At 44.5% G+C, this 26,402-nt stretch carries 22 protein-coding genes; 18 read left to right on the top strand and 4 right to left on the bottom strand.

The features are described 5' to 3' along the window. Nucleotides 1-4 precede the first annotated feature (4 nt). Nucleotides 5-2,449 (top strand): ligase-associated DNA damage response DEXH box helicase, encoded by a 2,445-nt coding sequence (locus IE164_RS14445; protein ID WP_189630964.1) that lies wholly within the window; start codon nt 5-7, stop codon nt 2,447-2,449. A gap of 2 nt (nt 2,450-2,451) precedes the next feature. Here the strand turns inward: IE164_RS14445 and IE164_RS14440 are convergent, their stop codons facing one another. After that, nucleotides 2,452-3,759, bottom strand: coding sequence for a hypothetical protein (locus IE164_RS14440; protein WP_189630963.1), 1,308 nt, complete (start codon nt 3,757-3,759; stop codon nt 2,452-2,454). A 207-nt stretch (nt 3,760-3,966) separates the two neighbouring features. Continuing rightward, nucleotides 3,967-6,051: a S9 family peptidase gene (locus IE164_RS14435; RefSeq protein ID WP_189630962.1), complete on the bottom strand. Its 2,085-nt coding sequence runs from the start codon at nt 6,049-6,051 to the stop codon at nt 3,967-3,969. Between the two features lie 180 nt (nt 6,052-6,231). Between IE164_RS14435 and IE164_RS14430 the strand changes: the two genes are divergently transcribed. After that, a complete protein-coding gene (locus tag IE164_RS14430; RefSeq protein WP_189630961.1) occupies nt 6,232-6,522 on the top strand; it encodes a DUF3817 domain-containing protein in 291 nt (96 codons plus the stop codon). A gap of 57 nt (nt 6,523-6,579) precedes the next feature. Beyond that, nucleotides 6,580-8,937, top strand: a complete 2,358-nt coding sequence (locus IE164_RS14425) for a TonB-dependent receptor (protein WP_189630960.1) — start codon at nt 6,580-6,582, stop codon at nt 8,935-8,937. Between the two features lie 5 nt (nt 8,938-8,942). On the opposite strand, the gene IE164_RS14420 is transcribed toward IE164_RS14425, so the two are convergent. Next, a complete protein-coding gene (locus tag IE164_RS14420) occupies nt 8,943-9,389 on the bottom strand; it encodes a DUF2147 domain-containing protein (RefSeq protein WP_229838702.1) in 447 nt (148 codons plus the stop codon). Between the two features lie 54 nt (nt 9,390-9,443). On the opposite strand from IE164_RS14420, the gene pdeM reads away from it, so the two are divergent. Beyond that, nucleotides 9,444-10,073: a ligase-associated DNA damage response endonuclease PdeM gene (pdeM, locus tag IE164_RS14415; RefSeq protein WP_189630959.1), complete on the top strand. Its 630-nt coding sequence runs from the start codon at nt 9,444-9,446 to the stop codon at nt 10,071-10,073. Nucleotides 10,074-10,191: 118 nt separating this feature from the next. On the opposite strand, the gene IE164_RS14410 is transcribed toward pdeM, so the two are convergent. Then, the gene (locus IE164_RS14410) at nt 10,192-11,022 is read right to left on the bottom strand and encodes an alpha/beta fold hydrolase (protein WP_189630958.1); all 831 of its coding nucleotides are present in this window, start codon (nt 11,020-11,022) and stop codon (nt 10,192-10,194) included. A gap of 67 nt (nt 11,023-11,089) precedes the next feature. On the opposite strand from IE164_RS14410, the gene IE164_RS14405 reads away from it, so the two are divergent. The 14 genes from IE164_RS14405 to kdsB all read left to right on the top strand — a co-directional run bounded on the left by IE164_RS14405 (nt 11,090) and on the right by kdsB (nt 26,388). Then, nucleotides 11,090-11,893: a helix-turn-helix domain-containing protein gene (locus IE164_RS14405; protein WP_189630957.1), complete on the top strand. Its 804-nt coding sequence runs from the start codon at nt 11,090-11,092 to the stop codon at nt 11,891-11,893. Nucleotides 11,894-12,043: 150 nt separating this feature from the next. Next, entirely contained in the window at nt 12,044-13,528 is a 1,485-nt protein-coding gene (locus IE164_RS14400) for a hypothetical protein (protein WP_189630956.1), read from the top strand. Nucleotides 13,529-13,773: 245 nt separating this feature from the next. Beyond that, nucleotides 13,774-14,673, top strand: a complete 900-nt coding sequence (locus IE164_RS14395; protein WP_189630955.1) for a cell division protein FtsX — start codon at nt 13,774-13,776, stop codon at nt 14,671-14,673. A 1-nt stretch (nt 14,674) separates the two neighbouring features. After that, nucleotides 14,675-14,887: a DUF3098 domain-containing protein gene (locus tag IE164_RS14390; RefSeq protein WP_189630954.1), complete on the top strand. Its 213-nt coding sequence runs from the start codon at nt 14,675-14,677 to the stop codon at nt 14,885-14,887. Then, entirely contained in the window at nt 14,887-15,678 is a 792-nt protein-coding gene (locus IE164_RS14385; protein WP_189630953.1) for an undecaprenyl-diphosphate phosphatase, read from the top strand. The genes IE164_RS14390 and IE164_RS14385 overlap by 1 nt, the downstream gene beginning before the upstream one ends. Beyond that, nucleotides 15,678-16,379, top strand: coding sequence for a tRNA pseudouridine(55) synthase TruB (gene truB, locus IE164_RS14380; protein WP_189630952.1), 702 nt, complete (start codon nt 15,678-15,680; stop codon nt 16,377-16,379). The genes IE164_RS14385 and truB overlap by 1 nt, the downstream gene beginning before the upstream one ends. Further along, nucleotides 16,376-17,308, top strand: a complete 933-nt coding sequence (locus IE164_RS14375) for a bifunctional riboflavin kinase/FAD synthetase (protein WP_189630951.1) — start codon at nt 16,376-16,378, stop codon at nt 17,306-17,308. Before truB ends, IE164_RS14375 begins: the two co-directional genes overlap by 4 nt. A 10-nt stretch (nt 17,309-17,318) precedes the next feature. Beyond that, a complete protein-coding gene (locus IE164_RS14370) occupies nt 17,319-18,017 on the top strand; it encodes a CoA transferase subunit A (RefSeq protein ID WP_189630950.1) in 699 nt (232 codons plus the stop codon). A gap of 291 nt (nt 18,018-18,308) precedes the next feature. Beyond that, nucleotides 18,309-18,971, top strand: a complete 663-nt coding sequence (locus tag IE164_RS14365; protein WP_189630949.1) for a 3-oxoacid CoA-transferase subunit B — start codon at nt 18,309-18,311, stop codon at nt 18,969-18,971. A 15-nt stretch (nt 18,972-18,986) separates the two neighbouring features. Then, nucleotides 18,987-19,334 carry a gliding motility protein GldC gene (gldC, locus tag IE164_RS14360; protein WP_189630948.1) on the top strand — a complete coding sequence of 116 codons (348 nt, stop codon included), beginning with the start codon at nt 18,987-18,989 and terminating at the stop codon, nt 19,332-19,334. A gap of 179 nt (nt 19,335-19,513) precedes the next feature. Further along, a complete protein-coding gene (locus tag IE164_RS14355) occupies nt 19,514-22,330 on the top strand; it encodes a TonB-dependent receptor (RefSeq protein ID WP_189630947.1) in 2,817 nt (938 codons plus the stop codon). Nucleotides 22,331-22,341: 11 nt separating this feature from the next. Then, nucleotides 22,342-24,009, top strand: coding sequence for an SGNH/GDSL hydrolase family protein (locus IE164_RS14350; RefSeq protein WP_189630946.1), 1,668 nt, complete (start codon nt 22,342-22,344; stop codon nt 24,007-24,009). 454 nt (nt 24,010-24,463) lie between these two features. Further along, entirely contained in the window at nt 24,464-25,657 is a 1,194-nt protein-coding gene (locus tag IE164_RS14345) for a DegT/DnrJ/EryC1/StrS family aminotransferase (protein ID WP_189630945.1), read from the top strand. After that, nucleotides 25,657-26,388 carry a 3-deoxy-manno-octulosonate cytidylyltransferase gene (kdsB, locus tag IE164_RS14340; protein WP_189630944.1) on the top strand — a complete coding sequence of 244 codons (732 nt, stop codon included), beginning with the start codon at nt 25,657-25,659 and terminating at the stop codon, nt 26,386-26,388. Before IE164_RS14345 ends, kdsB begins: the two co-directional genes overlap by 1 nt. Nucleotides 26,389-26,402: the final 14 nt, after the last annotated feature.

Genomic DNA, 26,402 nt, shown 5'->3' with positions numbered 1-26,402 from the left:
CTGAATGACTTCAAAAACTACATTTGATTTTACAGCCGCTCAGCGCTGGTTCAATGCCAAAGGTTGGCAACCCCATGCCTTTCAGCAAGACTGCTGGCAAGCTTTGCTACAGGGCAAAAGTGGTCTCTTAAATGCGCCAACCGGAAGTGGGAAGACCTATGCCATTTGGCTGGGCTGTGTATTGGCGGCCTTGCAAAACTCTTCCAAAACCACCGGTTTACAGGTGCTTTGGGTCACTCCCTTGCGCGCGTTGGCCAAGGATATTCGCAATGCCATGCAAATGGCCAGTAATGAAATGGGACTGCACTGGCAGGTTGGTTTGCGTACGGGAGACACTTCTACCAAAGAGCGGCAAAATCAAATGAAAACTATGCCTCAGGCTTTGGTTACCACTCCGGAGAGCATTCATGTACTGTTGGCTCAAAAAGATGCTCCCAAACTCTTCAAAAATTTAAAAACCATTGTGGTAGACGAATGGCACGAATTGGTGGGAAGCAAACGCGGGGTACAAATGGAGCTTGCCCTAGCCTATTTCAGACACCTGAACCCTAAACCCATCCAAACCTGGGCAGTTTCTGCAACCATTGGCAATCTTGAAGAAGCCACACAGGTGCTTTTGGGCGATCAGCTTGAAGATTGCGCCATTATTAAAGCTGATATAGACAAAAAAATTGAGATAGAAACGTTGCTACCCGACCATGTAGACACCCTTCCGTGGACGGGACACCTGGGGTTGAACATGCTCCCAAGAATACTACCCATATTGGAGGCCAATACTTCTACACTTCTCTTCACCAATGTACGGTCGCAAACAGAGATTTGGTACCAGAAAATGATGGATCAGGCACCGGAGCTAGCCGGACTGGTGGCCATGCATCATGGGTCGCTCGATCTGGCTGTGAGACAGTGGGTAGAAGAGGCACTGCATGCCGGAAAGTTAAAGTGTGTGGTTTGTACCTCCTCGCTCGATCTTGGGGTAGATTTCAGGCCGGTAGACATGGTTATTCAGGTTGGAGGCCCCAAAGGTGTGGCACGTTTTTTCCAGCGGGCCGGCCGTAGCGGCCACCGCCCGGGAGCTACCAGTAAAATCTATTTTCTACCTACACATTCGCTTGAACTAATAGAAGCCGCAGTGCTCAAAGAAGCCATTGAGCAAGAGCAGTTTGAAAGCCGCACGCCATTGCTCAACTGCTATGATGTGTTGGTTCAATACCTGGTAACACTAGCCGTGGGGCCGGGTTTTTACCCCGAAGAAATACACCGTCAGATCAAAAGCACCCACGCCTACAAGGGGCTCACAGATAAAGAATGGGCATGGTGCCTGGAATTTATAACCACGGGAGGGCATTCGCTCAGTGCCTACGATGAGTTCGCCAAGGTGGAAATAATGCCTGACGGACTTTATAAGGTAAACGACAGGAGAACAGCCATGCGGCACCGGCTTTCTATGGGTACCATTGTGGGAGACCCGGTAGTAAAAGTTAAATACCTATCGGGAGCTTATATCGGAACGGTGGAAGAAAGCTTTATTTCCTCACTCAAAATAGGTGACACGTTTTGGTTTGCGGGCATTAATCTGGAGTTGGTCAGATTCAAAGACCTCACTGCCCATGTGCGTAAATCGAAGAAGAAAACCGGCCCCATTCCTCGTTGGGGAGGTGGAAAAGCCTCATTCACATCGCTACTCTCCAATCAACTCCGAAAGAAAATCCATGATGCTTCCGTGGGAAAATTCGAAGGCCCCGAGATGAACTGCATAAAGCCATTGTTGGAGAAACAAGGCAAGCTTTCGGCCATTCCAAGGCAGAATGAGCTACTCATTGAGCAAATAAAGTCTGATGAAGGTACTCACATCTATATCTATCCGTTTGAGGGGAAGTATGTCCACGAGGTATTGGCTGCCCTTACGGCATACCGCATTTCAGTAAGTCAACCCATTTCTTTTTCAATTGCTTCTAATGACTATGGTTTCGAATTGCTTACCGATCAAGATATTGAAATAGAAGACTTTCTGGAGCTAGACCTGTTTTCTATGGAGTATTTGCTGGAAGACATTAAGGCCAGTATTAACAACACAGAAATGGCCAAGCGCAAATTCAGGGACATTGCCACTATAGCAGGACTGATTTTTCAGGGTTTTCCAGGCAAAGGCATGTCATTTAAATATTTACAGGCCTCTTCTACCATGATTTACAAAGTGTTTGAAGACTACGACCCCAACAACCTGTTGCTCAAACAGGCCAATGAAGAAGTGCTGAGCCTGCAGTTCGAGCGCTCCAGACTTACCGAATCATTACGCCTTATTAACCAGCAAAAAATAATTGTAAGAAAGCTGCGAAAGCCCACTCCATTCTGCTTTCCAATTATGGTAGACCGCCTGCGCGAAAAATTCACGACAGAAATGCTCTCCGAACGAATTGCAAGGATGCAACTGGATTTTACCGGTTAGGCTTATTCAAAAATCTGGTCAATTTTTATATTTCTATTGTCTTTGGTCATGGTCAGTATCTCATTGCCAAAAGACTTATATACCGAAGTAGCCCCTCTCACTCCTTTCCCAAAGGCTTTTACTCCAATTCTGGCCAGGGCACCAATAATTCCCGTAATAGACCCTTCAGTAACCATATCTTCAGCCATTATCTTCACATTATTCATGCAAAAATCGGCCAATTCCTGACCATCGGAAATAAACACCCAGTTGTTATTATCTGACAGGAACATTTCTCTTCCCCTTGCGCTGTAAAGTCCGGCATGAAGATTCTTTCGGAACTCATCCATGTTACGCACTTTCACTTTTGAAATAATTTCAATAGCCTTATTGTATTGTTCCTTGAAGTCAGACTGACTAAAGTCCAACACCTTTTCCAGAAACTTGGCTTTATCATTTTGCTGCAAAGCCACATTGAGTATGGAAGGAATCTCAAAACCGCTCATCTGTAAAATGTGTTGGTTTTGCTTACCTAACCACACGGTATACATACCTTCTTCCAATAACCGATGGTAATTGGGTTCCTGGCCATGCTCTTGAGGTATACGGCTTAAAATCTCACCGCGAAGACTATCAGGCTCATAATGACAGTCTTCCAGCATATTTTCCTGGGTAAGGTAAATGCTCTTGTATTCACTCAACTTTATGCGAAAAAGCGTAAAGAAAAGCCCATACTCATCGGCACTGAACTTTCCGTTTTCAACCCAGTGTTTCACTTTGCTCAACACCTTTTCATGTTGATATATGGCTGCATAGAATCGCCTGCCGGTTACCTGCTTATCTTCTAAAAGATCGGCCAGAGCATCTTGGGGAGGAAGTTGAATTTGCACCGGTTTAAAAAGGTATTTCTCAATATTGCTGAGACCACCCCCAAATGGGCCACCTTTCCTGAAATCACTTAGCAAACCATCGACACAGTCTTGAAAGTAGTTGGCTGCATCATTTATACTCTTGTGAGTGAGCTTTGACTCCTGCTCTGTTTCCAGTGTAATGGGATTCAGTCTTTCACGCAACCTATCGCTCAGCGACTTATCCAGGTTTTTGGCAATACCTTCAAAGGCACTTTCCATAAGTATGGCGTTTTTCGCCCTTACTTTACCATCGTAACTCACTCCATCGCGGGTCATTAGATGATAACAGAGACGAAGGGCTGAGTAACGATTGGTTCCATTGTCGCGAGACCACTCATGAGAGGGATATGCCAATGCCTCCAGGCCTCTGATCAACTCACTGGTGTCTTGTAGTATGGTGTTGTTTATTGTTTTGCTCATGGTTCTGCTTTAGGGCATTAAAAGAAGTCGGCAAACCTCTGTTTCCCGCTCACTACACTGCCCGGTCATGGCAACCGGTATACTACTTTCGGAAACAAAGGCCATGCATTTGGTCTTCCAGAGACTTTAAGTTAAAAAGTAAAAGGGATGCCGCCAATCCGTTCACGGATTAACAACATCCCTTTGATCAATAAGTGTTTATACAGCTTACCTCTTTAACTCGAGTGCCATTCCGTTTTTCATGACCAGATGTTCAATAAAGAACTCCATCATTCGCTCCGAGTCCATGGCTGTGTGTCCCTGATCCGGGCCAATTTGCACCTCAAAGCTCTTTCTGGCTTTCTGCAAAGCATCAATAAAAGCAAGAGAATTTTGCGGGTGTACATTGTTATCGCTGGTACCAAAGAAAATCATAATTTCTCCCTGCAGCTTATCGGCCTGATTCATCAAACTGAATTTTTCATAGCCTTCCAGGTTATTTTCCAGCAAGTTCATGTAACGCTCGGTGTAAATATTGTCGTAATATCTCCAGTCGGTTACGGCCGAGTTGGCCACTGCCGCGTGGAACACATCAGGATGTCTCAGCAAACAGGTAGCTGCAGTTGTTCCACCATAGGAAGTGCCATATACACCCACTCTGTTTTTATCGAAATAAGGTCGGTTATAAAGTGATTTTATACCTTCTGCAAAATCGTCCATTTCTACCTGACCAAGCTTGCCATATATTTCATCGAGCATTCGCTTGCCACGCCCTCTCACGTTTCTACCATCAACATCTACCACCAGAAATCCATATTCAGTAAGTGGGTTTGGCAAGGTAAAGGTTTCTCTAAACTCGTTGGTAGCCGGCCCTCCGTAGTTGGCCAAGATTAGTGGGTACTTCTTATTGGGATCGAAGTTTGACGGAAAATGAAGCAAACCGTGCAGTTCAGTTTTCCCATCGGCTGCGGTAAAGGTGAATGCCTCTACTTTTTTGAATCCAAGTTGCTCAAACTTGCTAATATCGCTCTTAGCCAATTCGGCCACCACTTTGCCTTTGTTGTCTACCAAATTGGTAAAGGGAGGAATATTGTGTGTTTGGGCAATATCGATAAAGTACTTACCGTCAGGCGAAATAGTGACGGAATGATTGTATGCCGGATCGGTAAGGCGGGTATCTTTGGTACCATCCAGTCTCACTCTGTGCAGTTGCATTTTCATATGGTTTTCACCACTTCTTGCCATGTAGTAGAGCTCTCCCTTCTTCTCGTCAACCATTTCTATTCCGGCTACTTCAAAGGGGTGTTGGGTCAGAGTTGCCTCCAAAGTACCATCAATATTATAGAGGTAATAGTTATTGAAGCCGGTTCTTTCCGAAGCCCAGATAAAACGCTTACCATCTTTTAACCACCGCATTTCCGGTGTATTCTTGGTAAAGCTGGGCAACCACTCTTCTCTTACCACAGTGCGGCTTTTACCGGTTACCGGATCGGCCGCTCTAAGCTCCATAATATCTTGCTTTCTGTTGGTGCTGTGAAAAAGCAACTCCTTACCATCGGGAGTCCACTCCACACCATAGAGATAAGTTCCTAAAGGCCCGTCTTCAAAAGACTTTCCGCCTCGGGTATCCAAAAGAGTAGTTTTCTCGGTCTCAAGGTCGTATACCATTAGGTCTACCGGAAGATTAGGCTCACCTACTTTAGGGTATGACATTACTTCCAGTGAATCGTACAATTTGAGCTGATCCAGCAAAACGTAATACTGCTTCGCGCCTTGCTCATTGAATCGGTAGAAGGCCACTTTTTTACTATCGGGCGACCACCACATAGCGGTATTTTGCCCTAGTTCTTCACCATACACCCAGGTGGCAATACCGTACTTTAATTTATTTTCCATGTTTCCATCGGTAGTAATGGCCTGCACATTGCTGCCATCGGCATTACTGATGTACATGTTTCTATTTTTATGGAATGCTTTTAATTGCCCATTGGGCGAATCGGCCGATGCGTACTGACGACCTCTGGCCGGACGGTTCCAGGCTCTTCTTTCCGGTCTTGGAGGAGTCCCTAAATCTTCGGTAGTTTTCTTCTTTACATCGTACTTCCAAAGCTTACCATCCTTCACATACTGAAAGCTGGAGCCATCGTCACTCCAATTGGCAGAAATGGTTCCGTAGTCTACCGAACCGCGCAGCTGTGGTGCCATTTTCTGATACTGCTCGTATCCTGGCATATTTTTGAGCTTGTCTTGCGCCTGCCCGTTGTGGGCGAAAATCAGCGTTAACAAACCCGATAGGAATAAGACCTTTTTCATATAGATAGTTTTCGTTTTTAATCTTCTTCAATACTAACACATTCAACCTTAAAAAAACAGTTGAAATCTAGGAGCGGCCATAAGTTCTACAATTTGAGACCCGGGATTTATGATTTGTAGGCCGGAGCTTGCAATTTGGCATTTGAGGTTTGAGATTTACGGCCGGACACAAAAGAACTGATGCTCAAAACACTGAAATTACTCGCTATACTGGAAGGTGTCTCCTACCTTCTGCTCTTAGGAATTTGTATGCCCCTTAAATACTGGTTCAACATACCTGAACCCACCTACCCGGTTGGCCTGGCTCATGGAGTGCTTTTCGTGCTTTATTGCTCTTTTGTAATGTTCGTGGGGCGCAAAGAAGCGTGGACCATGTGGAAGACTTTTCTGGCGCTTATTGCCTCGCTTTTACCTTTTGGAACCTTTATGGCCGATAAAAAGCTCTTTACACCTCAGGCTGAAAGCAAATAAATTAGAAAGTCTCAAACCCTTTTATGCTCCCTTAGTTTGTCTCATGTAAACTATTCTATGCGACATCTATTTTTTCTGTTGATGCTATGGGTGGGCCTGCCTCTGTCGGCCTATCAAAACAAAGGCAACCTCTCCGGATATGTGACCGATGCCAAAACCGGAGAATCTATACCCGGAGCCACGGTGCAGGTGCTCGAATTACAAACCGGAGCCATTACCAATGCGGAGGGTTTTTACACCCTGGAAAACTTACCTACAAGAACTTTTACACTGCAAGTTTCTTTCGTAGGGTACGAAACGCAAACCAAATTCAACATAGTAATTCGTTCGGGAGGAAATCCGGACGTGAATTTTGAACTAAAAGAAACCATCTCAGAATTGGGCCAGGTAGTAGTAATGGCCAACCCGTTTCAGAAAATTGAAGAGACTCCCCTTTCTATCCAAAAGCTCTCGCGGGAAGAAATTGCTACTTATCCGGGCGGAAATAATGACATAGCAAAGGTTGTACAATCTCTGCCCGGAGTATCGGGTTCGGTTGGTGGTTTTAGAAACGACATCATTATTCGCGGTGGAGCACCCAATGAAAATGTTTATTATTTAGATGGAATTGAAATTCCGAACATCAATCACTTTGCAACCCAAGGCAGTGCCGGTGGCCCGGTTGGTCTGCTCAATGTAAGCTTCTTTGAGGGAGTGACACTTTCTACTTCGGCCTTTGCTGCGCAATATGACAATGCTCTGTCCGGTGTTCTTCAGTTCGATCAGAGAAACGGAAACAACAGGGAGTTCAGAACAAACTTTAGGCTTAGCAGCAGCGAAAGTGCCTTAACCTTTGAGGGTCCATTATTTAAAGGCGAAAACGAGACTTCTAAAACTTCCTTCATAGCTTCTGCCAGAAGGTCTTACCTGCAATTTCTTTTCCAGGCTCTGGACCTTCCTTTTTTACCCGACTATTGGGACTACCAGTATAAACTGACTCATGCCGTAGATGAGTACAATGAAATCATCATTACCGGAGTGGGGTCAGTTGATGATTTCAGTATTAACGTGCCCGATGAATATGATGAAGAACAACAGGCCACGCTAGACCAGGTACCGGTGATTAAACAACAAACCAATACCATTGGTGTAAGCTGGAAACGAAGAAACAAATACGGCAAAGGGTTTAGCACGTTTTCATTGAGTAACAATAGATTGAATAATGACTTTAGAAGGTTCGAAAACAATGAGAACCAAACGGGACTTTACCTGCAAAATTTATCGACCGAATCCGAAACTAAATTTAGGTATAACAGCACCCGTTTTAAAGGAAATTGGACCTTGGTAAGCTCTGCCGGCTTGCAATTTGTGAGCTACGAAAATAATAGCTTAGACTTAGTGAACAATAACAATTTCGACAACCAAATATCCTTCACTAAGTACGGAGTCTCCTTTCAAGCTTCTTCCATTTCACCTGACGATCGTTTAAAATACTCGCTCGGAATTAGAGTAGATGGCAACAGTTTTACTGAGTCCGGCAATGACTTTTGGCAAACCCTAAGCCCCAGGGCATCTGCCAGCTACACTTTCGATGCACTAAAGAAATGGTCGGTAAATGCCTCGCTGGGCAGATACTATAAAATTCCACCTTATACTATTTTGGGTTATAGTCAGGCAGGTTCACTCGTCAATAAAAATACGGAGTATATCCGAAGCGACCATGCGGTATTGGGGCTCGAGTATTTACTAAACCCATCTTCACGATTTACTCTGGAAGGCTTTTATAAAAAATACGACAACTACCCCGTGTCCCTTGAACAAGGGGTGTCGCTCGCCAATTTAGGTGGCGATTTTTCGGTGTTAGGAAATGAAAATGTGAACAGTACAGGTGAAGGAAGAACCTATGGAATGGAATTTCTTTATCAGAAAAAGTTTACCAATAACTATTATGCCATACTGGCCTATACCTGGTACAAGAGCGAGTTTACAGGGCTCGATGGTGTTTACCGGCCAAGTGCCTGGGACAGCAACCATCTGCTCACTTTTACGGGAGGCTACAAGTTTGGCAACAACTGGGAATTAAGCGCCAGAATGCGCTACCTGGGTAGCACTCCTTACGCTCCCGTAGACAGGAATGCTACTCTGGAAAACTATCCGGCCATAATCAAAGACAATGACCAACTGGGCTCAGTAAGACTCAATGCCTTTAATCAAACCGATATACGTATTGACAAAAAATGGAACTTCAGCCGGTGGACCTTCAATGTATTTCTAGAACTGCAAAACGCATTTGGCCAAGATATTCCCAATGAACCGGAGTATGGTCTGAACAGAGATGCTCAGGGAAATATAACCACACCCCGGCAACTGGTGCTTATTGAAGGTATAGACAATTCGAGTATTCTACCCTCGTTGGGAATCGTAATCGATTTTTGAGTTAGTTAAGACTTCACTTTTGTCCACACCACAGTGCGGCCAAACATAGAAAGGCCAATATAGCCTCGCACTTCCAGCTTGTTGCCTTTCAGTTTCATACGGCAATCGTAGGTCTTGCCATTGTTGGGGTCATAAATTTCGCCATCTTCCCACACGCCATCCTCGAACACAAAACCTTTTACCAGGTCCAAGCCCAAAACAGGGCGTTTGCGAAGTTCTTCTTTCGGGTTTTCAGTATCGAGCTTTGGTGTACCATCCGGGTTATTGGGCTCTTTGAGCCAAACAATTTTGCCATGGTACTTACCTTCTTTTTTATATATCTCTATTTTGGCCATTCCGTCATCGGTAAGCCAAAAGCCCAAAACATCGTCAGCCGACTGAGCCTGAACGGAGTTGGACATAACAGTCAAAAGTGTGAGCAATAGAATGGAGTATTTCATAATGGTGTTCATATCTTTAAGACTTGTTTTTCACACAAAACGCAGAGCCTTGCGAATTGTTGACCAATGGTGCATGAGTTATTAGGACAAAGATTGGTATTGATTCCCGAAAAAGGAATATTCTGGGCAGATAAAAAGTATCTGATTCTAGCCGATCTGCACCTGGGCAAAGCGGGGCATTTTCGCAAATCGGGTATTCCTGTCTCTGACCTTATTCATACCAGAGATATTCATCTGCTAGACCAGCTTATTGCGCGCTTTGCTCCGGAGCAGGTTATTTTTCTGGGCGACCTCTTTCATTCAGACCACAATCAGGGCTGGGAGGTTTTTAGACGTTGGATGAAGAGCAAGGCTCCTTTGCGGTTCAGCTTGGTACTGGGCAATCATGATGTACTCGATGCTCGTAACTACCGAATCCCTAACCTTCAGGTGAGTGAAACACTTTGCATTCCACCTTTTCATCTGAGCCATATTCCTGAAGAAACTGAACTCTATAATCTGGCCGGACACATTCATCCGGCAGTAAAGCTCTACGGCAAAGGGCGTCAGTCACTGCGTCTCCCCTGCTTTTACTTTGGCGAACGCAACGGCCTGCTGCCTGCCTTTGGCCACTTTACTGGTACGGCCAAAATAAATATTAAAAAAGACGATGCGGTTTATGCCATTGCCGACAAGCAGGTGGTTCGGGTCAATTAAAACGCGTAGAACAGGCAACAATCGGCACAAAAGACTCCGTATATACAAGCCTTTCGTACCGATTTAAATTGCCCGTTTGCAAAATTGAAGAGATTGCAGCTTATGGACCGGAAGCACCTTAGTTACCCATTAGTGATTCGGCCATGGCATTGGCTACTTCTATAGTTGATGGTGCCGAAAACGGCTTTTTAAATTCTTTGAGCCAGTATATAATATGATGGAGCCTATCATTGCCTATAAAGTGCGTTGTTGCAGGCAAAACACATAAATTAGACATTGGCAATGCCTCAAATATCTCCATGGTATGCTGCATGCGCACAGCATCCCGGTCGCCTACCATAAGCATTACAGGAACATTGATTTTCCGAAGACTATCCATCGGTATTTCCTTTTGGTTTACCATAAGTGCCAGATGCTTTTTAGTAGTGGCATCAGGTATTTGTTGGTAATTGCTCATCATAGCCACAAGCTCCGGTTTTAGCCCGGACAACCGGGTGTTGGCTCCGGAAATCAACATTCTATCCACTTTAGAGGTATATCTGTAACCAATAATCAAACCTAGAATACCACCATCACTATGCCCCCAGATGCTGTATTTCTTGTGTCCCAAAACTTCCATTACTGCGTGTACATCTTCAGCCATTTGGAAGTAGTCTAAATCTCCATCCGGACAGCCACTACGACCATGGCATCTGCTATCAATAGCAATTACCTGGTAGTGCTCCAGCAACGATGGAATCATTGCGTATTTCCCTTCTACCGAACCTCCATTGCCATGAAGGATTAACAATGGATCGCCCTCTCCGAATACTTCATAATTGAGATTACCCCAATCCATTTTTAATGAAAATCGCTTTCCGGTTACACCTCCTGCTAATTCGATTTTCGTTTGAGCCTGTGCTACGAACATCAGAGAGAACATAAGCCATATTAGTCCTTGTTTTTTCATACGCGAATTTTAAGTTTATACAAACGTACAAGAGAGCTCAGCTAAAAAATTGTAAGAATCAGACAAAATGATACTCATTGAAGAACGACCGAAACTCCCCGCTGTCTCCAAATACGTTGACAGGTATCAGTTCTTTATCATTAGTGAGCCGGCATTTCTTAAAACCATACCCAATGCGAAGATCGAATGCTATTTTGTCAAAAAGGGAGGGTTTCACCAGTGGGATGTTGACTCCGAATCATTTATTTGGGCGGGAAGCTCCGGTATTCTGCCAGCTACCAATCAGGCTTCATTCTACCACATACCCTCCTGTCTTGTTTGTTTGAATATTAAACTGAATCTGAACATTCTCGGGCTTTCATTGTTCAATGGCCTGCTTACCAATTGGCAGAGTTTTGATACTTCTAAGCTGATTCCACCAACCGCCCGGGAAAATATTCTCTCCGAACTATCGGAAAGAAATACTGCCATTCAGGTTGATGCACTTGATAGCACCATCGGCCATTCGCTGGATAAATTTTCGGTTGACGAAAAAATAGATCGGGTTATAAGTCTTATAGAAAGCAGCATAACAGGCAAATTTAAAGTGGCCGAACTTGCGGGTAGCATGCATATGTCCGAAAAGTCGATGGAAAGATGGATTCGGAAGGAATTTAATCTTGCCCCCAAAGAGCTGTGGCAAGTCATTCGGTTCCAAAACGTCTCTCGCAAGCTAAAAAACCGACCTAACATGAAGTTTATTGATGCGCTTGAATTCGGTTATTATGATCAATCACACTTCATTAAAGAGTGCCGAAAAATGACCAGCTACTCCCCAAAAGAGCTCTTTTCTAAAATGAAACTACCTACCAACGACATAGTCTTCGAATAACTACCCCACCACAACTCATCCTTCAGCTATGTGGTCCACTTCCTTATACCGTTCCTCATTAAAGAAAAGACCAAACATCAGAATTTGATAGGATAAAGAGGTAAGACATTTTATTTATGCCTCTCGTTCAAGAAACATAAAATACGCACAATGAATCAAAGTTCCAGTTCCCTTGAAGCCGGTGATTTATTAACCCAGGGTACTCCGTTTATAACCGACACTCCAAATAACAGAGCAAGAAGAATTGTCATAGGTATTGAAAAAGCAATACCTAAAGTTGGCGGAATAGCTGCGTCTATAACCTCCCTGCTATGGCCAAAAGACCCTAACAAAATAAACATCTGGGACCTGATTAAAGAACAGGTGTATGAAGCTATCGACAAAGCCATACTTGACCAAGAGCTCTTTGAACGCAAAAATGAATTGAATGCTCTCATGAGACAAGTAGCTCAGTACTCTCCAAACAAAGGGTTAAGAGAAAATTCTCAGGTGTTAACGGTGGCCTTAGGGCAGGCCGTAAGCCTCGAATCTAAACTAACAGACAGCAAAAACAGAATTCATTTAGTCCCTATAATCTCTATACTCTCCCACATACACCTGGCCATACTAAGAGAAAGGCTCACCCACGGATTAGATCTGTATGAACCAGAAGCCAATAAGCAAAAAAGCTCGGTCGTAGAATGGTACAACGATCTGACCGCATGTTACAAGCGCTATAAGGAATATTTTACTACGGTTGAAAAGGAATGGTCAGACTGGAGGAAATCTACTCTTAGCGTAGAAGTGAAGGACTCCCGTAATGGCAAAGTAACGGACAGCTTTTTAAAAAGAACTTATGACTATAAGTTAGAAAAGAATCCAAAGCAAGTAGACATGGAGTCTTTGTGCCGGTCCACATACCATCGGGTATACAGATCAAGCCAGGCAGAAATAGCCAGCTATCTGGCTTTGACCTTTTCACTTAACAGATATTTACCCGACCCCGACCGTTTCGACATTGACCTGTCTCTTGACGAACTGGGCTACAATGGGAAAATTAAAAACCCACCAGTCTACAGCATCAATCCTAAGTCAGAAATCATTGAGGGCTATGACCATTTATGGATAGGCGTTGTTGATAAAAGCACTGTCCACCCTGATCCCACTACGAGAGATGAAGCCATGTATGTGGTTAGGGAAAAAGATATGGTGGTTGATGAAATGATCGGACTCAACCTGGCCAAAGAAGAGGCCAACCGTACCGTTGTCGGTTTTCAGCCTCTGTTTAAAAACCATGAGGAACCCGTATATGAGCATTTCAAATTCAAAGAACTCAATATTCATTTTGAACTTCCCGAGGTAACAGAAGACATGGAAGAAGCTCCGTATATCTGTGGATTACTGTTTGATAGTTATGGCCTTTTCTACAATCATTGTGACGTACTGTATTGGGATGGTGCGGAGTTTCTTCGAACAAATCTGATTAATACCAATCTGGAAGGAGCCAATGAAGTTGACTTCCTCTTACACGCAGGCCCTTGTTATCAAATAAAGGCTATACTTGGCAAAGAAAGTTCTGAAGTCATTAACTTCCCGGCATTCAAGGTATATCTAGAATACAGGGAGCCGCCTTTGCGGGCAAGTGGCATTCACTAATTGCAGAGTATGGCTAATTGCTAAATATGGTCTACCCCCCTACCTCTAATTGGCAGCAATTAGCCATTAAAACCACTACGGTTCCATACAGGATTGAAAAAGAAGGCTCTTGATTAATCCTCACTATAGATCAATGACTGATTTACCAATGAGCAGTTCACCCCTTGCCCTATTCAACAATATTAACATCTTCCCTCAGTTACCCTTATGAATTAATTACTATTTTTGATCGAAAATCACTGTCCTTGGCTAGAGAACCTAAAAAACACAAACGCAAGAAAAAATTAGGAGCTTATCACTACGTAAGCGTGGTATTTAGCGCAAGTCTTGCCCTTTTTGTGATTGGTTTGTTTGGCATTATGGTGCTACAAGCCAACCGTCTCACCTCCATTATAAAGCAAAACATTGAGCTGCAGGTATATTTAAACAAAGACCTGTCTAACAGCCAGAGAAACCGGATTCAGAGCGAATTAACCTCTAGTAGCTACATTCTGAAAGAAGATGGTGTTACCCCCATAACTTTTATTTCTAAAGAAGAAGCAGCCGCTAAATTCATTGAAGAAACTGGAGAAGACTTCTCCGAATTTCTGGGCGAAAACCCGCTACGCGATGCCTACACACTAAAGGTTGCGCAAGAGTATCAAACCAATGCACAGTTAGACAGTATTGCTCAGCAAATTGAAGGCATAAGTGGCGTATATGAAGTCACATATGTTAAAAACCTGGTAGACTCTATAAACAGCAACCTGGCCAAGCTTAGTCTCATACTGGCCGGGCTAGCCGCTCTGCTAATTATTATTGTGGTATTACTAATTAACAACTCCATTAAGTTAGCCCTGTTTTCTCAACGCTTTCTTATTAGAAGCATGCAGCTGGTGGGCGCTAAAGGAGGGTTTATTAAGCGGCCATTCCTAAGCAGAGCTCTTATGCATGGAGCCATTGCCGGACTCATTGCTTCCGGTCTACTATTTGGTCTTAAGCAATTCGCCAATGCCAGAATTGAAGGGCTTGAACAACTGCAACAGCAAGAACTTATTTTAGCTCTTTATGGCATTCTGATTATTTTAGGCGCTCTAATAGCCTATTTCAGCACACTAAGGGCCATGAACAAATATTTAAGAATGTCTTTAGACGAACTATATTGATATGTCTGATAAGAAAAAAAGTCAATTCGCATTTAGCAAAGAAAATTATAAATGGATGCTCATAGGTCTGGGCACACTGTTACTGGGCTTCATCATTATGTCGCTCGATAAAGAACCGCATGGTCAGGGCTTCCTTGGTCTAACTCTGGGGCCCATTATTATAGTAGCCGGTTTCATCATTGAATTCTTCGCCATTTTCAAAAAATCGAAATAATGTCTTGGTTCGAAGCCGTTATTCTGGGCATCGTTCAGGGGCTTACAGAATTTTTGCCGGTAAGTAGTAGTGGTCATCTGGAGCTTACAAAAGCCCTTTTTGGAGACAATAGCCTACCTGAGGAAAGCCTGATGATGACCGTGGTTCTACATGCCGCCACTGCCCTTAGTACCATGGTTATTTTCAGAAAAGACATAGCCGAAATAGTCACCGGTTTGCTTCGCTTTCGCAACAATGAAGAATTTCGGTTCTCAGTAAAGATTGTACTCTCAATGGTTCCGGCTGCCTTGGTGGGCGTGCTGTTCGAAGACCATATTGAGCAATTCTTTGGTGGGCAAATTCTTCTCGTAGGCTGCATGCTATTGATAACAGCAGCCCTGCTCTTTTTGGCCGATAAAGCCAGAAATACGCTCAATCCGGTATCGTATAAAAATGCATTTATCATTGGTATGGCTCAGGCCATTGCCATATTACCGGGCATTTCGCGCTCCGGAGCCACCATTTCTACCTCCGTTATTCTGGGAGTAGACAGGCAAAAAGCCGCTCGGTTCTCCTTTCTCATGGTAGTGCCGCTTATTTTAGGCAAAATGGCCAAAGACATTATAAGTGGCGATTTGGGTGCCAGCGAAACAAATACCTCGCTTCTAATGATAGGTTTTGTGGCCGCTTTTGTGTCAGGTCTTGTTGCCTGCCAGTGGATGATTGCCCTGGTTAAGCGCAGCCAACTTAAGTATTTCAGCTACTACTGTGTTTTGGTAGGGCTAGTTGCCATTGTTTATTCCCTTATTTAATGCTCAATTTAGATCCGGAACTCTCCAAACAGGAAAACTTTCTGGCCGGACAGATCCTGCTTATCGATAAACCACTGGAATGGACTTCGTTCGATGTGGTGAAAAAAGTGAGAAACAACATCCGAATTAAAAAAGTGGGGCATGCCGGAACATTAGACCCACTGGCCACCGGACTTCTCATTATTTGCACCGGCAAAAAGACCAAGCAAATTGAGCAGTTCATGGGGCAGGAAAAAGAATACACCGGCACATTTACGCTCGGACAAACCACTCCTACTTACGATCTGGAAAGCGAACCATCTGCGGCCGTTCAAACCTCACACCTCACTATTACGGATCTGGAGAGTGCAAGAGACCGGTTTCTTGGCACCATCAATCAGGTACCCCCTATTCATTCGGCCATTAAGGTAGATGGTAAAAGAGTGTATGAGTTGGCTCGCAAAGGAGAAGATATTCAACTCAAATCCAGGCAGGTTGTCATTTCCGAATTTGAGCTCACCAAAGTAGATTTGCCAACGGTAGAGTTTAGAGTAGTATGCTCCAAAGGCACCTATATAAGAAGCCTTGCCAACGACTTTGGAGAGGCCCTGGGTGTAGGCGCTCACCTTAGTAGCCTAAGAAGAACGCGAATAGGTCAGTTTAGCGTAGAAAATGCTCATCAACTCGACCAACTGGTTGATTATTTAAAACAACTCACATGAAAATTCATCTGGGTACAGAAGCCATTGAGGAAATCAAGAATGCTGTAGTAACAGCAGGCACATTCGATGGTGTACACCTGGGTCATCAAAAAATACTCGCACGATTAAGAGAGGAGGCCAACCGGCTCAACGGAGAAACCGTGCTCATTACCTATTGGCCACACCCAAGGTTAGTCTTAAAACCTTGGGATCATTCATTGCAATTGCTTTCTACTTTTCCAGAAAAAGCCAATCTGCTCGAACAGCACGGGGTAGACCACCTGATAAAAATACCTTTCACTCAGGAGTTCTCTCAAATGAGTCCGGAAGAATACGTTCGGGTGATACTCCATGAACGAATAGGCACAAAAAAAATAATAATCGGCTATGACCATCGCTTTGGGAAAGACCGCAGTGGAGGCCTGGAAGAGCTACACCGGTTCGCCCCTAAGTATGACTTTGAGGTAGAAGAAATACCCCGACAAGACATAGACGAAATTGGAATAAGCTCCACCAAAATACGCAGGGCTCTGGAAGTAGGCGATGTACACCTGGCCACCAACCTTTTGGGCCGAACCTATACGCTATCTGGTCGGGTGGTGCACGGCAACAAAATAGGCCGCTCGTTGGGGTATCCTACTGCCAACATTCAGGTAAAAGAAAACTATAAGCTAGTTCCGGCCGATGGAATATATGCCGTGCGCGTATGCATCGAATACCAAAAATACAATGGCATGCTCAACATCGGGCAACGCCCCACCATTGGCGGAGACCATAAAACCATTGAAGTAAACATTTTTGACTTCGATGAGGACATCTATGAAAGCGAGATTGCCATTGAATTTGTAGATTTGATTCGGAAGGAAATTAAGTTCAGCTCGCTCGATGCACTCAAAGCACAGCTAAAAACCGATAAAGAGGCAGTGAGCCAGCGCCTAAGTAAACTATAAACTCATCACTATGATCAACAAGGTTGTCAACAATGCCGATGAAGCCATTGCCGACATTCCAGACAATGCCACACTCATGCTCGGAGGCTTTGGCCTGTGTGGTATTCCGGAAAACTGCATTGCTGCATTGGTAAAAAAGGGAGTAAAAGGACTCACCTGTATATCTAACAATGCCGGGGTCGATGATTTCGGTATCGGGCTCATGCTCAAGACCCGACAGGTAAAAAAAATGATCTCCTCCTATGTGGGAGAAAACGCAGAGTTTGAGCGACAGTTACTCTCCGGTGAGCTGGAGGTAGACCTTATTCCTCAGGGTACATTGGCCGAACGAATACGAGCCGGTGGAGCGGGCATACCGGCCTTTTATACTCCGGCAGGCTTTGGCACCGAGGTGGCCGAAGGCAAAGAGGTAAGAGAATTCAACGGAAAGATGTACCTGCTCGAATCGTGGCTGCAAGCCGATTTCGCAATTGTGAAAGCATGGAAAGGCGACAAGGCTGGCAATCTGATCTTTAAAGGAACAGCCAGAAACTTTAACCCCATGATGGCCACGGCCGGCAAAATTACCATTGCCGAAGTAGAAGAGCTCGTTGAGGTTGGAGAACTAGACCCCAACCACATCCATACCCCGGGTATTTTCGTTCAGCGAATCTTTCAGGGAGTTAATTATGAGAAACGAATTGAACAGAGAACCACAAAAATCAAATGATTTGATGATTGAATACCCCGAGAATCATACGATGCACTAAACAAGCACAGATGCAAACAGCTACAGAAAACCTAAAAGCACCCCTTACGCTTTATAAAATCAGGAGGTCAGCAGAACCTCTCAATAACAAAAGCAGGCAGGTTTTCTTAACTGGAAGCCCAAAAAGCAACGGTGTTAGTAGTTCCAATTTTCGGAACGGGCACCAAGGTTCAGTACACTTTTCAGAAGTGCTTTCAACTGTCATCATACTCAGCAAATCATCAAATTGACACATCTTCAAATTTTCAAAACATGCCTCTAGACAAAATAGGAATAGCAAAACGCATAGCGCAAGAAGTTCAAGACGGAACCTACATTAATTTAGGAATAGGCATTCCCACCTTAGTGGCCAATTTTATTCCCGAACACATCAATGTAGTGCTTCAATCAGAAAACGGTTTACTAGGCATTGGCCCTTTTCCGGAAGAAGAGGAAGTTGATGCCGACCTTATTAATGCCGGCAAGCAGACCGTAACCACCCTACCCGGCTCCTCCCTGTTCAGCTCAGCCGAAAGCTTCGCCATGATTCGTGGCGGGCACGTAGATCTTACCATACTGGGTGCCATGGAAGTATCTGAAAACGGAGACATAGCCAACTGGAAAATCCCGGGTAAAATGGTGAAAGGTATGGGGGGAGCCATGGATCTGGTGGCTTCTGCCGAAAACATTATTGTGGCTATGCAACACCGCAGCCGATCGGGCGAATCCAAGCTTCTGAAAGAATGCACACTACCCATTACCGGTATTCGCTGTGTAAAAAAGATAGTCACCGATTTAGCGGTACTGGATGTACTTCCTGAAGGTGGATTTAAACTCCTGGAAAGAGCCCCCGGTGTGAGTGTAGAAGAAATTAAAGAAGCCACCAGTGGCCGATTAATAATAGAAGGAGAAATTCCTGAAATGAAACTAAACTAATACAGAAACGCTACTATGAAAGAATCAGAAATCAAACTCAGAATAAAACTAGACAAAGACTCAATTCCTGAAACCATTACCTGGGACGCCACCGACAAAGACATACCCGGTGAGGAAGAAACCAAAGCATTTAATCTCGCCATTTGGGACCACAATACCATGAGCACCCTGCGCATAGACCTGTGGAACAAAGAAATGCCGGTAGATGAAATGAAAAGGTTTTACGTAGACTGCTTGGGCGGATTGGCGCAAAGCATACTCAACTCTACGGGCGATGAATTCATGTCTACCGCCATGAACAGGCTCTGCGACAAACTGGTAAAACATCTGGAGGAAGAATTGGGTCAAAACGGACAACAATAATTTCTTAGAAGTCAAAAATTCGCAGAAACAGCCAATACTCATATTGTTATGCATGACGAATAAATTTGATGCATTGGCTTTTTAAAGATCAAAAACATTGTATTTTTGGATTGATGCCTATGGTTTATATCTCAACTCCATAGGTCTTGCCAAACTTTATTTGTTTCAAAAACCTGAATATGAAGAATTTGAAGAAAATTTTTAAAGGCCTGATACCGGTCCTGCTTATCATGCAAACGATTACGGCAGTAGCGCAGGATCAAGTCAGAATTTCCGGCCGGGTAATAGACGATGCCAACGGGCAAACTCTTCCCGGGGTGAACATACGGGTCAAAGACCGGGTGGTTGGTACAATTACCAATGCACAAGGTGATTTTAACCTTACTGTCAATCAGGCAGCACCAATAACACTTATCTTTTCCTATGTAGGCTACACACCTCAGGAATTAGAAATCACACAATCCAACGTCACAGGTTTGGAGATACGCATGGTAGAGCAGGTAATCTTCGGGCAGGAAGTAGTAGTTTCGGCCTCCAGGATAGAAGAAAATATACTTACCTCTCCCGTATCCATCGAAAAACTCGACATTCTGGATATTCAGACAACGGCCGCCCCATCTTTTTACGAGGGTCTGGCCAACTTGAAAGGTATTGATTTCAGTACGCAAAGTTTAACCTTCAAATCCATCAACGCCAGAGGATTCGGAGCCAACGGTAACACCCGCTTCGTTCAACTGATAGATGGAATTGACAACCAGGCTCCTGGTCTAAACTTTGCCGTAGGTAACATTGTAGGAATCAACGATTTAGACCTTGAGTCTGCCGAATTGATACCCGGTGCTGCATCTGCGCTATATGGCCCCAATGCCATCAATGGTATATTGTTGCTCAACTCTAAAAACCCTTTTGATTATCAGGGCTTTAGTGCCTATGTAAAAACCGGGTTAAACAATGTAGAATACAGCGACACCAATCAGCAACAAGAACTTTATCAGGATTATGGCTTCCGTTGGGCAAAAGCCTTCAACAACCGCCTGGCTTTTAAAGTAACCGGTTCTTATCTCACCGCCAGAGACTTTGTAGGACACGACACCAGAGACCAGGGACTTGCCACTGCCGGAGTAGTAGAGCGAGGAGCCGAGCAGAGAGGAAATAACCGTTTTTATGATGGTGTGAACGTATATGGAGACTTTGGAATTACCGTAGGCCAAATTGCCGACATTGCCATTGCCGGAGGAAACACTACCCTACCGGGCATCAGAACCCTGTTTCCTGATAATATTGATGGATATTTTACGCCTACCGGTTTTACCGAAAACTCGTTTGTAGACAACACCACCGAAAGCATTAAACTAGGTGGTGCCCTACACTATCGCCTCAACGATAAACTTGAACTATTCGGACAATTCAACTACGGTGCAGGAAGCACAGTTTACACTGCCAACGACCGTTTCGTTTTAGACGACTTCACTATTTCTACAGCCAAAGTAGAACTGAAAGGCTCTGAATTCTATGCCAGGGCTTATACCACACAAGAAAACTCAGGAGACAGCTACGCAGCCAACACGCTTGCTTCTCTAATCAACCAGGCCACTTACCTTGAGCCATACCTTACTGCTTTTGGTGGAGCTCGTTTGCAGGGAGCCGATATAGAAACCGCTCATGCCGCTGGTCGTCAGGCAGCCGATGCTGCCCAGCCACAACCCGGTTCGGCTCAGTTCGACAATCTGGCCACTGCCCTAAGAGCTCGCTCAATAGCCGATGGCGGTGCCAAATTCCTCGATAAGTCAGGCTTATGGCATGTGGAAGGAAGCTGGGATTTAGGTGAGCGTATCGACTGGGCCGATGTAGTGGTTGGAGCCAACTGGAGAAGATACAGCCTTAACTCAGAAGGTACTCTCTTTGCTTTGGACAACAACGGAGAAGAAATAAGCTATAACGAATGGGGAGCATATACCCAGGTATCTAAAAGCTTTATGGATGACAACCTGAAACTTCAGGGTTCTTTGAGATACGATAAGAACGAAAACTTCGAAGGCCAGCTTTCTCCAAGAATTTCCGCTGTAGGTACAGTATCTGGTAACCACAACTTTAGAGGTTCTTTCCAAAGAGGTTTCCGAATTCCTACCACTCAAGATCAATTCATTGATCTGGATGTGGTAACCAGAAGACTTGTAGGTAGCAACAGCCTGCTTGTAAACCGCTATAACTTCTCTCCTCAGAATACCTACACTACAGAAAGTGTGCAAAGAGCCAGAGCAACCGGCAATACAGCCGACTTCGAACTCGAGTCGAGAGTAGACGATGAATTTAAAACAGAAAAAGTAAACACGTTCGAAGTAGGCTATAAAGGCCTTTTCATGGACGGGCGCCTGCTCATTGATGCTTATTACTATTACAGTCGTTATTCTGATTTCATAGCTGAAATCGACTTTACACAAGCTATTCCAAATGGGTTAACTGGAGCCAAAGTAAACGATAGTGATGCCGTGAGACAGCAGATTATAGACGGAAGTGTACGTACTCAACGTTTCGGTTTCGACATAAATGCCGATGGTAATGTAGAGTCTCAGGGCTGGGCATTGCAGGTAGACTATACCCTCAACGGTGGTTACTTCATTGGTGGTAACGTGGCTTTCAACGAACTTATTTCGCAAGCCGACCTGTTGGCTCAGGGCTTTAGAGCAGCCTATAATACACCCAAATACAGATACAACCTGAAAGTGGGTAATCGAAAAGTGACCGACAAGCTTGGTTTCCAAATAAACTACAGGTGGCAGCAAGCCTTCTTGTGGGAGTCTTCGTTTGGTGTGGGTATAATTCCTGATTTTGGCACTCTAGATGCCCAGGTGTCTTACAAAATTCCGGAATGGAAATCTACCTTTAAGCTGGGGGCCAGCAACATTCTGAACGAACGATACACCACTTCGTTTGGTAACCCCACAATTGGTAGCATCTACTACATCCAGTTTACTTTTGACGAATTCTTCAAATAATCATGATGAAAATGAAACGACTAAAAATATATTTATTAGCCATGTTGCCCCTGGCCTTTGTCACCTTCTCATGTGATGAAGAAGATGCCATACTCGAGCAACAACTTAAAGACAACCCGCTACCTGAAGCCCCTAGCGGTGATCCAGGAGTTTTAGACTTCTCTCAATATGTGGCCATTGGTAATTCACTGGCTGCAGGAGTAATGGATGGTGCCCTCTATACCGATGGGCAAAACCATTCGATCCCTGCCCTCCTGGCCGCACAGTTTCAAATTTCCGGAGTTGGTGGAGGAAGCTTTAACCAACCGGATATTAACTCTGTAAATGGATATAGCGGCCCGGGACCTGACGGTCAGCCGGGAACTAGTGATGATCAAGGAAGATTCCTGCTTAGTCTGGCACTGGCAAAACCGGTTCCCACTCCCGGAGAACTGCCTACTGCATACGGTGGCAACAAAGCAGAATTGAACAACTTTGGAGTGCCGGGCATGAGAATTACCGAGGTATTGAGCCCAAGCCTGGCCAATAACCCTTACTATGCCCGGTTTGCCTCTGCCCCGGGTACCAGCACAGTATTGGGCGATGCTCTGGCTACTTCACCAACTTTCTTTACTTACTGGCTCGGTAGCAACGATATACTACAGTATGCCATTGGTGGTGGTAGCAACGAATCGCTCATTACCAGCGCACAGGATTTTCAAGATGCCCTCTCACAGTCATTGGGTGCTTTGGTTCAGTCTGGTGCTGAAGGTGTAGTGCTTACCCTACCTCCATACGTGCTTCTCCCCTACTTTAGAGCCGTTCCTTACAACGCCATTCCAATGACTGATGCGAATGTAGTGGCTCAGCTCAATGCGGCTTTTTCTGGACTTAACAGAGCCTTGGATGGCCTTGTACAAGTGTCGCAGCAATCTCCTCTTGTGAATGTTTCACAGCAGGAAGCCGACCGAAGAAAGGTAAGCTACGCACTGGGAGCAAACCCTATACTGATTAAAGATGATGCCCTGGTAGACTTCGATCGTCCGGGCGGTGAATTCGATATCCTTTTGGCCTTACAACTTATTACCCCTGCCGAAAGACAGGCACTGGCTCCTTATGGACAATCTCGCCCGGCCACGGCTAACGATCTTCCGACATTGGCTTCAGCCAGTGTGTTGGGAACTGCAGTGGGAGGCAATGCGCAAGCACTTGTGGGTATTACTGTTCCTGCGGCAGACAATCTGATTCTTTCGGCCTCAGAAGTACAAACAGTAGTGGGTACCAGAGCGCAATTCAATGCCATTATAGCAGGCGTGGTTGCCGGTATCAACGCTCAGTCTAACGGCTCAATTACGCTTGTAGATGTGCAGCCGGCTTTTGCCGATTTATTCGGTCTTAGCCCGGCCGCAGCTCGCTTCCTAATAGACCCAAGCCAGGGAACCAATCAGGCTTTAGAGGCTATGGGTGAGGCAGCGGCAGCGCAAGCCGATGGCCAGCTGGGACTAGAGGTGGATGGTCATAACCTAAGACCTGACTTTGCACCCAATGGAGTATTCTCTACTGATGGTGTACACCCGAACCCAAGAGGTAATGCCATAATTGCCAACCTAATTATCGATGCACTGAACACGACCCGAGGCGCTAACATACCTCATGTAAATGTGATAGCCCTGAGAGGTATTGTGGCCACCGATTTATAGGTCATAGCTAAAAGAAACGTAAAGACTGTCTTAAAAGTCCTTGCTTTCTCCTATTCACAACCAATGAGAATGGAGAGCAATCTTTTAAGACAGTTTTTTTATGCCTTGAGAAAAGGGCAAAAAAAGAACCCCGAAGACGTATTCTTCAGGGTTCACCTCAACCAAATAGATTATTAACCATCAACTTCACATACCAACAAGAAGCTGCTTAGCAACTTCATCATACTTAAGACAAGCATTCTGCCAAAGGCTTACAAAACAATCAAACTATTGATTATCAGTAATTTATAATATAAATAGGTCGACATTGGCATGATAAATCAGACCACAGAAAGAAAAATTTCCCATTCTGGGATTGGTTAACAGCTATCGACAGCCTGATTGCTTTAAATCCATCGGGCCTATTTGTGAGACCTGATTATTTCTATCTATTTTTGACCCAAAATTTAGATACATGCCAGGATTTGAATTCTTCGGAGCAGAAGAGCGAAAGGAAGTAAACGATGTGTTAGAAACAGGCATTCTGATGCGTTATGGCTTCGATGCCATGCGCAACAACCAGTGGAAAGCCAAAGAACTGGAAAAAGCCATTCAAGACACTTTTCAGGTACAACATGCGCAGCTTACCTCAAGCGGAACCACCGCTTTGAGTACAGCGATGGCTGTAATGGGAGTAGGTTATGGAGATGAGGTTATAATGCCCACTTTTACCTTTGTGGCCAGCTTTGAGGCCATTATTGCGGCCGGAGCAATACCTGTGTTGGTCGATGTCGATGAAACTCTCTGCCTGGACCCCAAAGCTGTAGAAGCAGCAATTACACCCAAAACCAAAATGGTAATGCCTGTTCATATGTGTGGTTCTATGGCACAAATGGATGAGTTAATGGCCATTTGCGAAAAGCATGACCTTCTGCTGTTAGAAGATGCCTGCCAGGCCATTGGCGGTTCGTTCAACGGACAAAAACTGGGTACCATAGGTCATGGAGGAACTTTCTCTTTCGACTTTGTGAAAACTATAACCTGCGGTGAAGGAGGAGCATTCCTTACCAATAACAAAGAGTTTTATACACATGCCGATCATTATACAGACCATGGGCATGACCACATTGGTACTGACCGGGGTGCTGAAAGCCACCCCTTTCTGGGCTATAACTTCAGAATATCTGAGCTTCATGCTGCTGTTGGGCTTGCCCAAATAAGAAAACTCGATAGCATATTGGCTACGCAAAGAAAGCACAATGCTATTATAAAAGCCGCTTTACAAAAAGTAGAGGGCATTAGTTTTAGACACATACCAGATCCACAAGGTGACAATGCCTCGTTCCTTTCTTTCTTCCTCCCTACCGAAGATTTAGCCCGAGCAGCACACAAAGCATTGCTTAGTAATGGGCTGGGAGGAAACTTCTATTGGTACGATAACAACTGGCACTATATTAAAAAGTGGGACCACCTTAAAAACGCCACCTCGTTGTTCCCGTTGAACCCTGCATTGGTAGACGCCATTAAGAACACCGATTTTAATGCCTTCCAACAATCAGATAAGATTATTGGCCGAACCATTTCTTCTCTTATCAACCTAAACTGGACAGAAGAGCAAGCTCATGAACGAGCAGAGAAGATGGCCCAAACCATAGCCTCAGTTTTGTAATGAAAGTTGTTGCCCTTATACCAGCCCGATACGATGCCACCCGGTTTCCCGGTAAACTAATGGCCAAGTTGGGCTCCAAGTCGGTGATACTGAGAACCTATGAAGCCACACTAAACACTGGTCTTTTCTCCGATGTATTTGTGGTGACAGACTCAGAAGTTATTTACAACGAAATAGTTGGCAATGGTGGAAAAGCCATAAAGAGTATAAAAAATCACGAATGTGGTAGCGACCGAATAGCTGAAGCAGCTGAACAAATAGAGGCCGACATTATTGTCAACGTTCAGGGCGATGAACCCTTTACCAAAAAAGAACCTTTGGTAAAATTGCTCAACGTTTTCGAAGGCCCCGATGCAGCCGATATTGATCTGGCCTCTCTCATGCAAGTGCTCACCAAAGTAAACCAAATTGAAGACCCCAACTACGTGAAAGTGGTCGTTGACCAAAACAACTTTGCCTTGTTCTTTTCAAGGTCGCCCATACCCTACCCGAGAAATAAAGAAGCCAACACTAAATACTACGAGCACATAGGAGTATATGCTTTTAGAAAACAGGCCTTGCTCGATTTTTACCATACCCCAATGACCCTGCTTGAAGACACTGAAAAAATTGAGTGCCTGAGATACCTGGAAACCGGCAAAAAAATTAAAATGGTAGAGACCGAATACATGGGCATAGAAATCGATACGCCCCAAGATCTCGAAAACGCAAAAACATTTATTGAAGATTAAGATGAAATTCAAAA

Source organism: Roseivirga thermotolerans (assembly GCF_014653175.1).
Lineage (GTDB): Bacteria > Bacteroidota > Bacteroidia > Cytophagales > Cyclobacteriaceae > Roseivirga > Roseivirga thermotolerans.
Note: the sequence above shows the minus strand (reverse complement) of the source record. Positions and strands in the feature narration are given on the sequence as shown.

What these genes read in the sequence shown, in the direction of transcription:
- IE164_RS14345 (WP_189630945.1), top strand. Translation starts at nt 24,464, where the DNA reads ATGCCAGGATTTGAATTCTTCGGAGCAGAAGAGCGAAAGGAAGTAAAC.
- IE164_RS14420 (WP_229838702.1), bottom strand. Translation starts at nt 9,389, where the DNA reads ATGAACACCATTATGAAATACTCCATTCTATTGCTCACACTTTTGACT.
- IE164_RS14445 (WP_189630964.1), top strand. Translation starts at nt 5, where the DNA reads ATGACTTCAAAAACTACATTTGATTTTACAGCCGCTCAGCGCTGGTTC.
- IE164_RS14425 (WP_189630960.1), top strand. Translation starts at nt 6,580, where the DNA reads ATGCGACATCTATTTTTTCTGTTGATGCTATGGGTGGGCCTGCCTCTG.
- IE164_RS14430 (WP_189630961.1), top strand. Translation starts at nt 6,232, where the DNA reads ATGCTCAAAACACTGAAATTACTCGCTATACTGGAAGGTGTCTCCTAC.
- IE164_RS14410 (WP_189630958.1), bottom strand. Translation starts at nt 11,022, where the DNA reads ATGAAAAAACAAGGACTAATATGGCTTATGTTCTCTCTGATGTTCGTA.
- IE164_RS14390 (WP_189630954.1), top strand. Translation starts at nt 14,675, where the DNA reads ATGTCTGATAAGAAAAAAAGTCAATTCGCATTTAGCAAAGAAAATTAT.
- IE164_RS14400 (WP_189630956.1), top strand. Translation starts at nt 12,044, where the DNA reads ATGAATCAAAGTTCCAGTTCCCTTGAAGCCGGTGATTTATTAACCCAG.
- gldC (WP_189630948.1), top strand. Translation starts at nt 18,987, where the DNA reads ATGAAAGAATCAGAAATCAAACTCAGAATAAAACTAGACAAAGACTCA.
- IE164_RS14405 (WP_189630957.1), top strand. Translation starts at nt 11,090, where the DNA reads ATGATACTCATTGAAGAACGACCGAAACTCCCCGCTGTCTCCAAATAC.
- truB (WP_189630952.1), top strand. Translation starts at nt 15,678, where the DNA reads ATGCTCAATTTAGATCCGGAACTCTCCAAACAGGAAAACTTTCTGGCC.
- IE164_RS14435 (WP_189630962.1), bottom strand. Translation starts at nt 6,051, where the DNA reads ATGAAAAAGGTCTTATTCCTATCGGGTTTGTTAACGCTGATTTTCGCC.
- IE164_RS14355 (WP_189630947.1), top strand. Translation starts at nt 19,514, where the DNA reads ATGAAGAATTTGAAGAAAATTTTTAAAGGCCTGATACCGGTCCTGCTT.
- pdeM (WP_189630959.1), top strand. Translation starts at nt 9,444, where the DNA reads ATGGTGCATGAGTTATTAGGACAAAGATTGGTATTGATTCCCGAAAAA.
- IE164_RS14350 (WP_189630946.1), top strand. Translation starts at nt 22,342, where the DNA reads ATGAAACGACTAAAAATATATTTATTAGCCATGTTGCCCCTGGCCTTT.
- IE164_RS14440 (WP_189630963.1), bottom strand. Translation starts at nt 3,759, where the DNA reads ATGAGCAAAACAATAAACAACACCATACTACAAGACACCAGTGAGTTG.
- IE164_RS14375 (WP_189630951.1), top strand. Translation starts at nt 16,376, where the DNA reads ATGAAAATTCATCTGGGTACAGAAGCCATTGAGGAAATCAAGAATGCT.
- IE164_RS14385 (WP_189630953.1), top strand. Translation starts at nt 14,887, where the DNA reads ATGTCTTGGTTCGAAGCCGTTATTCTGGGCATCGTTCAGGGGCTTACA.
- IE164_RS14370 (WP_189630950.1), top strand. Translation starts at nt 17,319, where the DNA reads ATGATCAACAAGGTTGTCAACAATGCCGATGAAGCCATTGCCGACATT.
- kdsB (WP_189630944.1), top strand. Translation starts at nt 25,657, where the DNA reads ATGAAAGTTGTTGCCCTTATACCAGCCCGATACGATGCCACCCGGTTT.
- IE164_RS14365 (WP_189630949.1), top strand. Translation starts at nt 18,309, where the DNA reads ATGCCTCTAGACAAAATAGGAATAGCAAAACGCATAGCGCAAGAAGTT.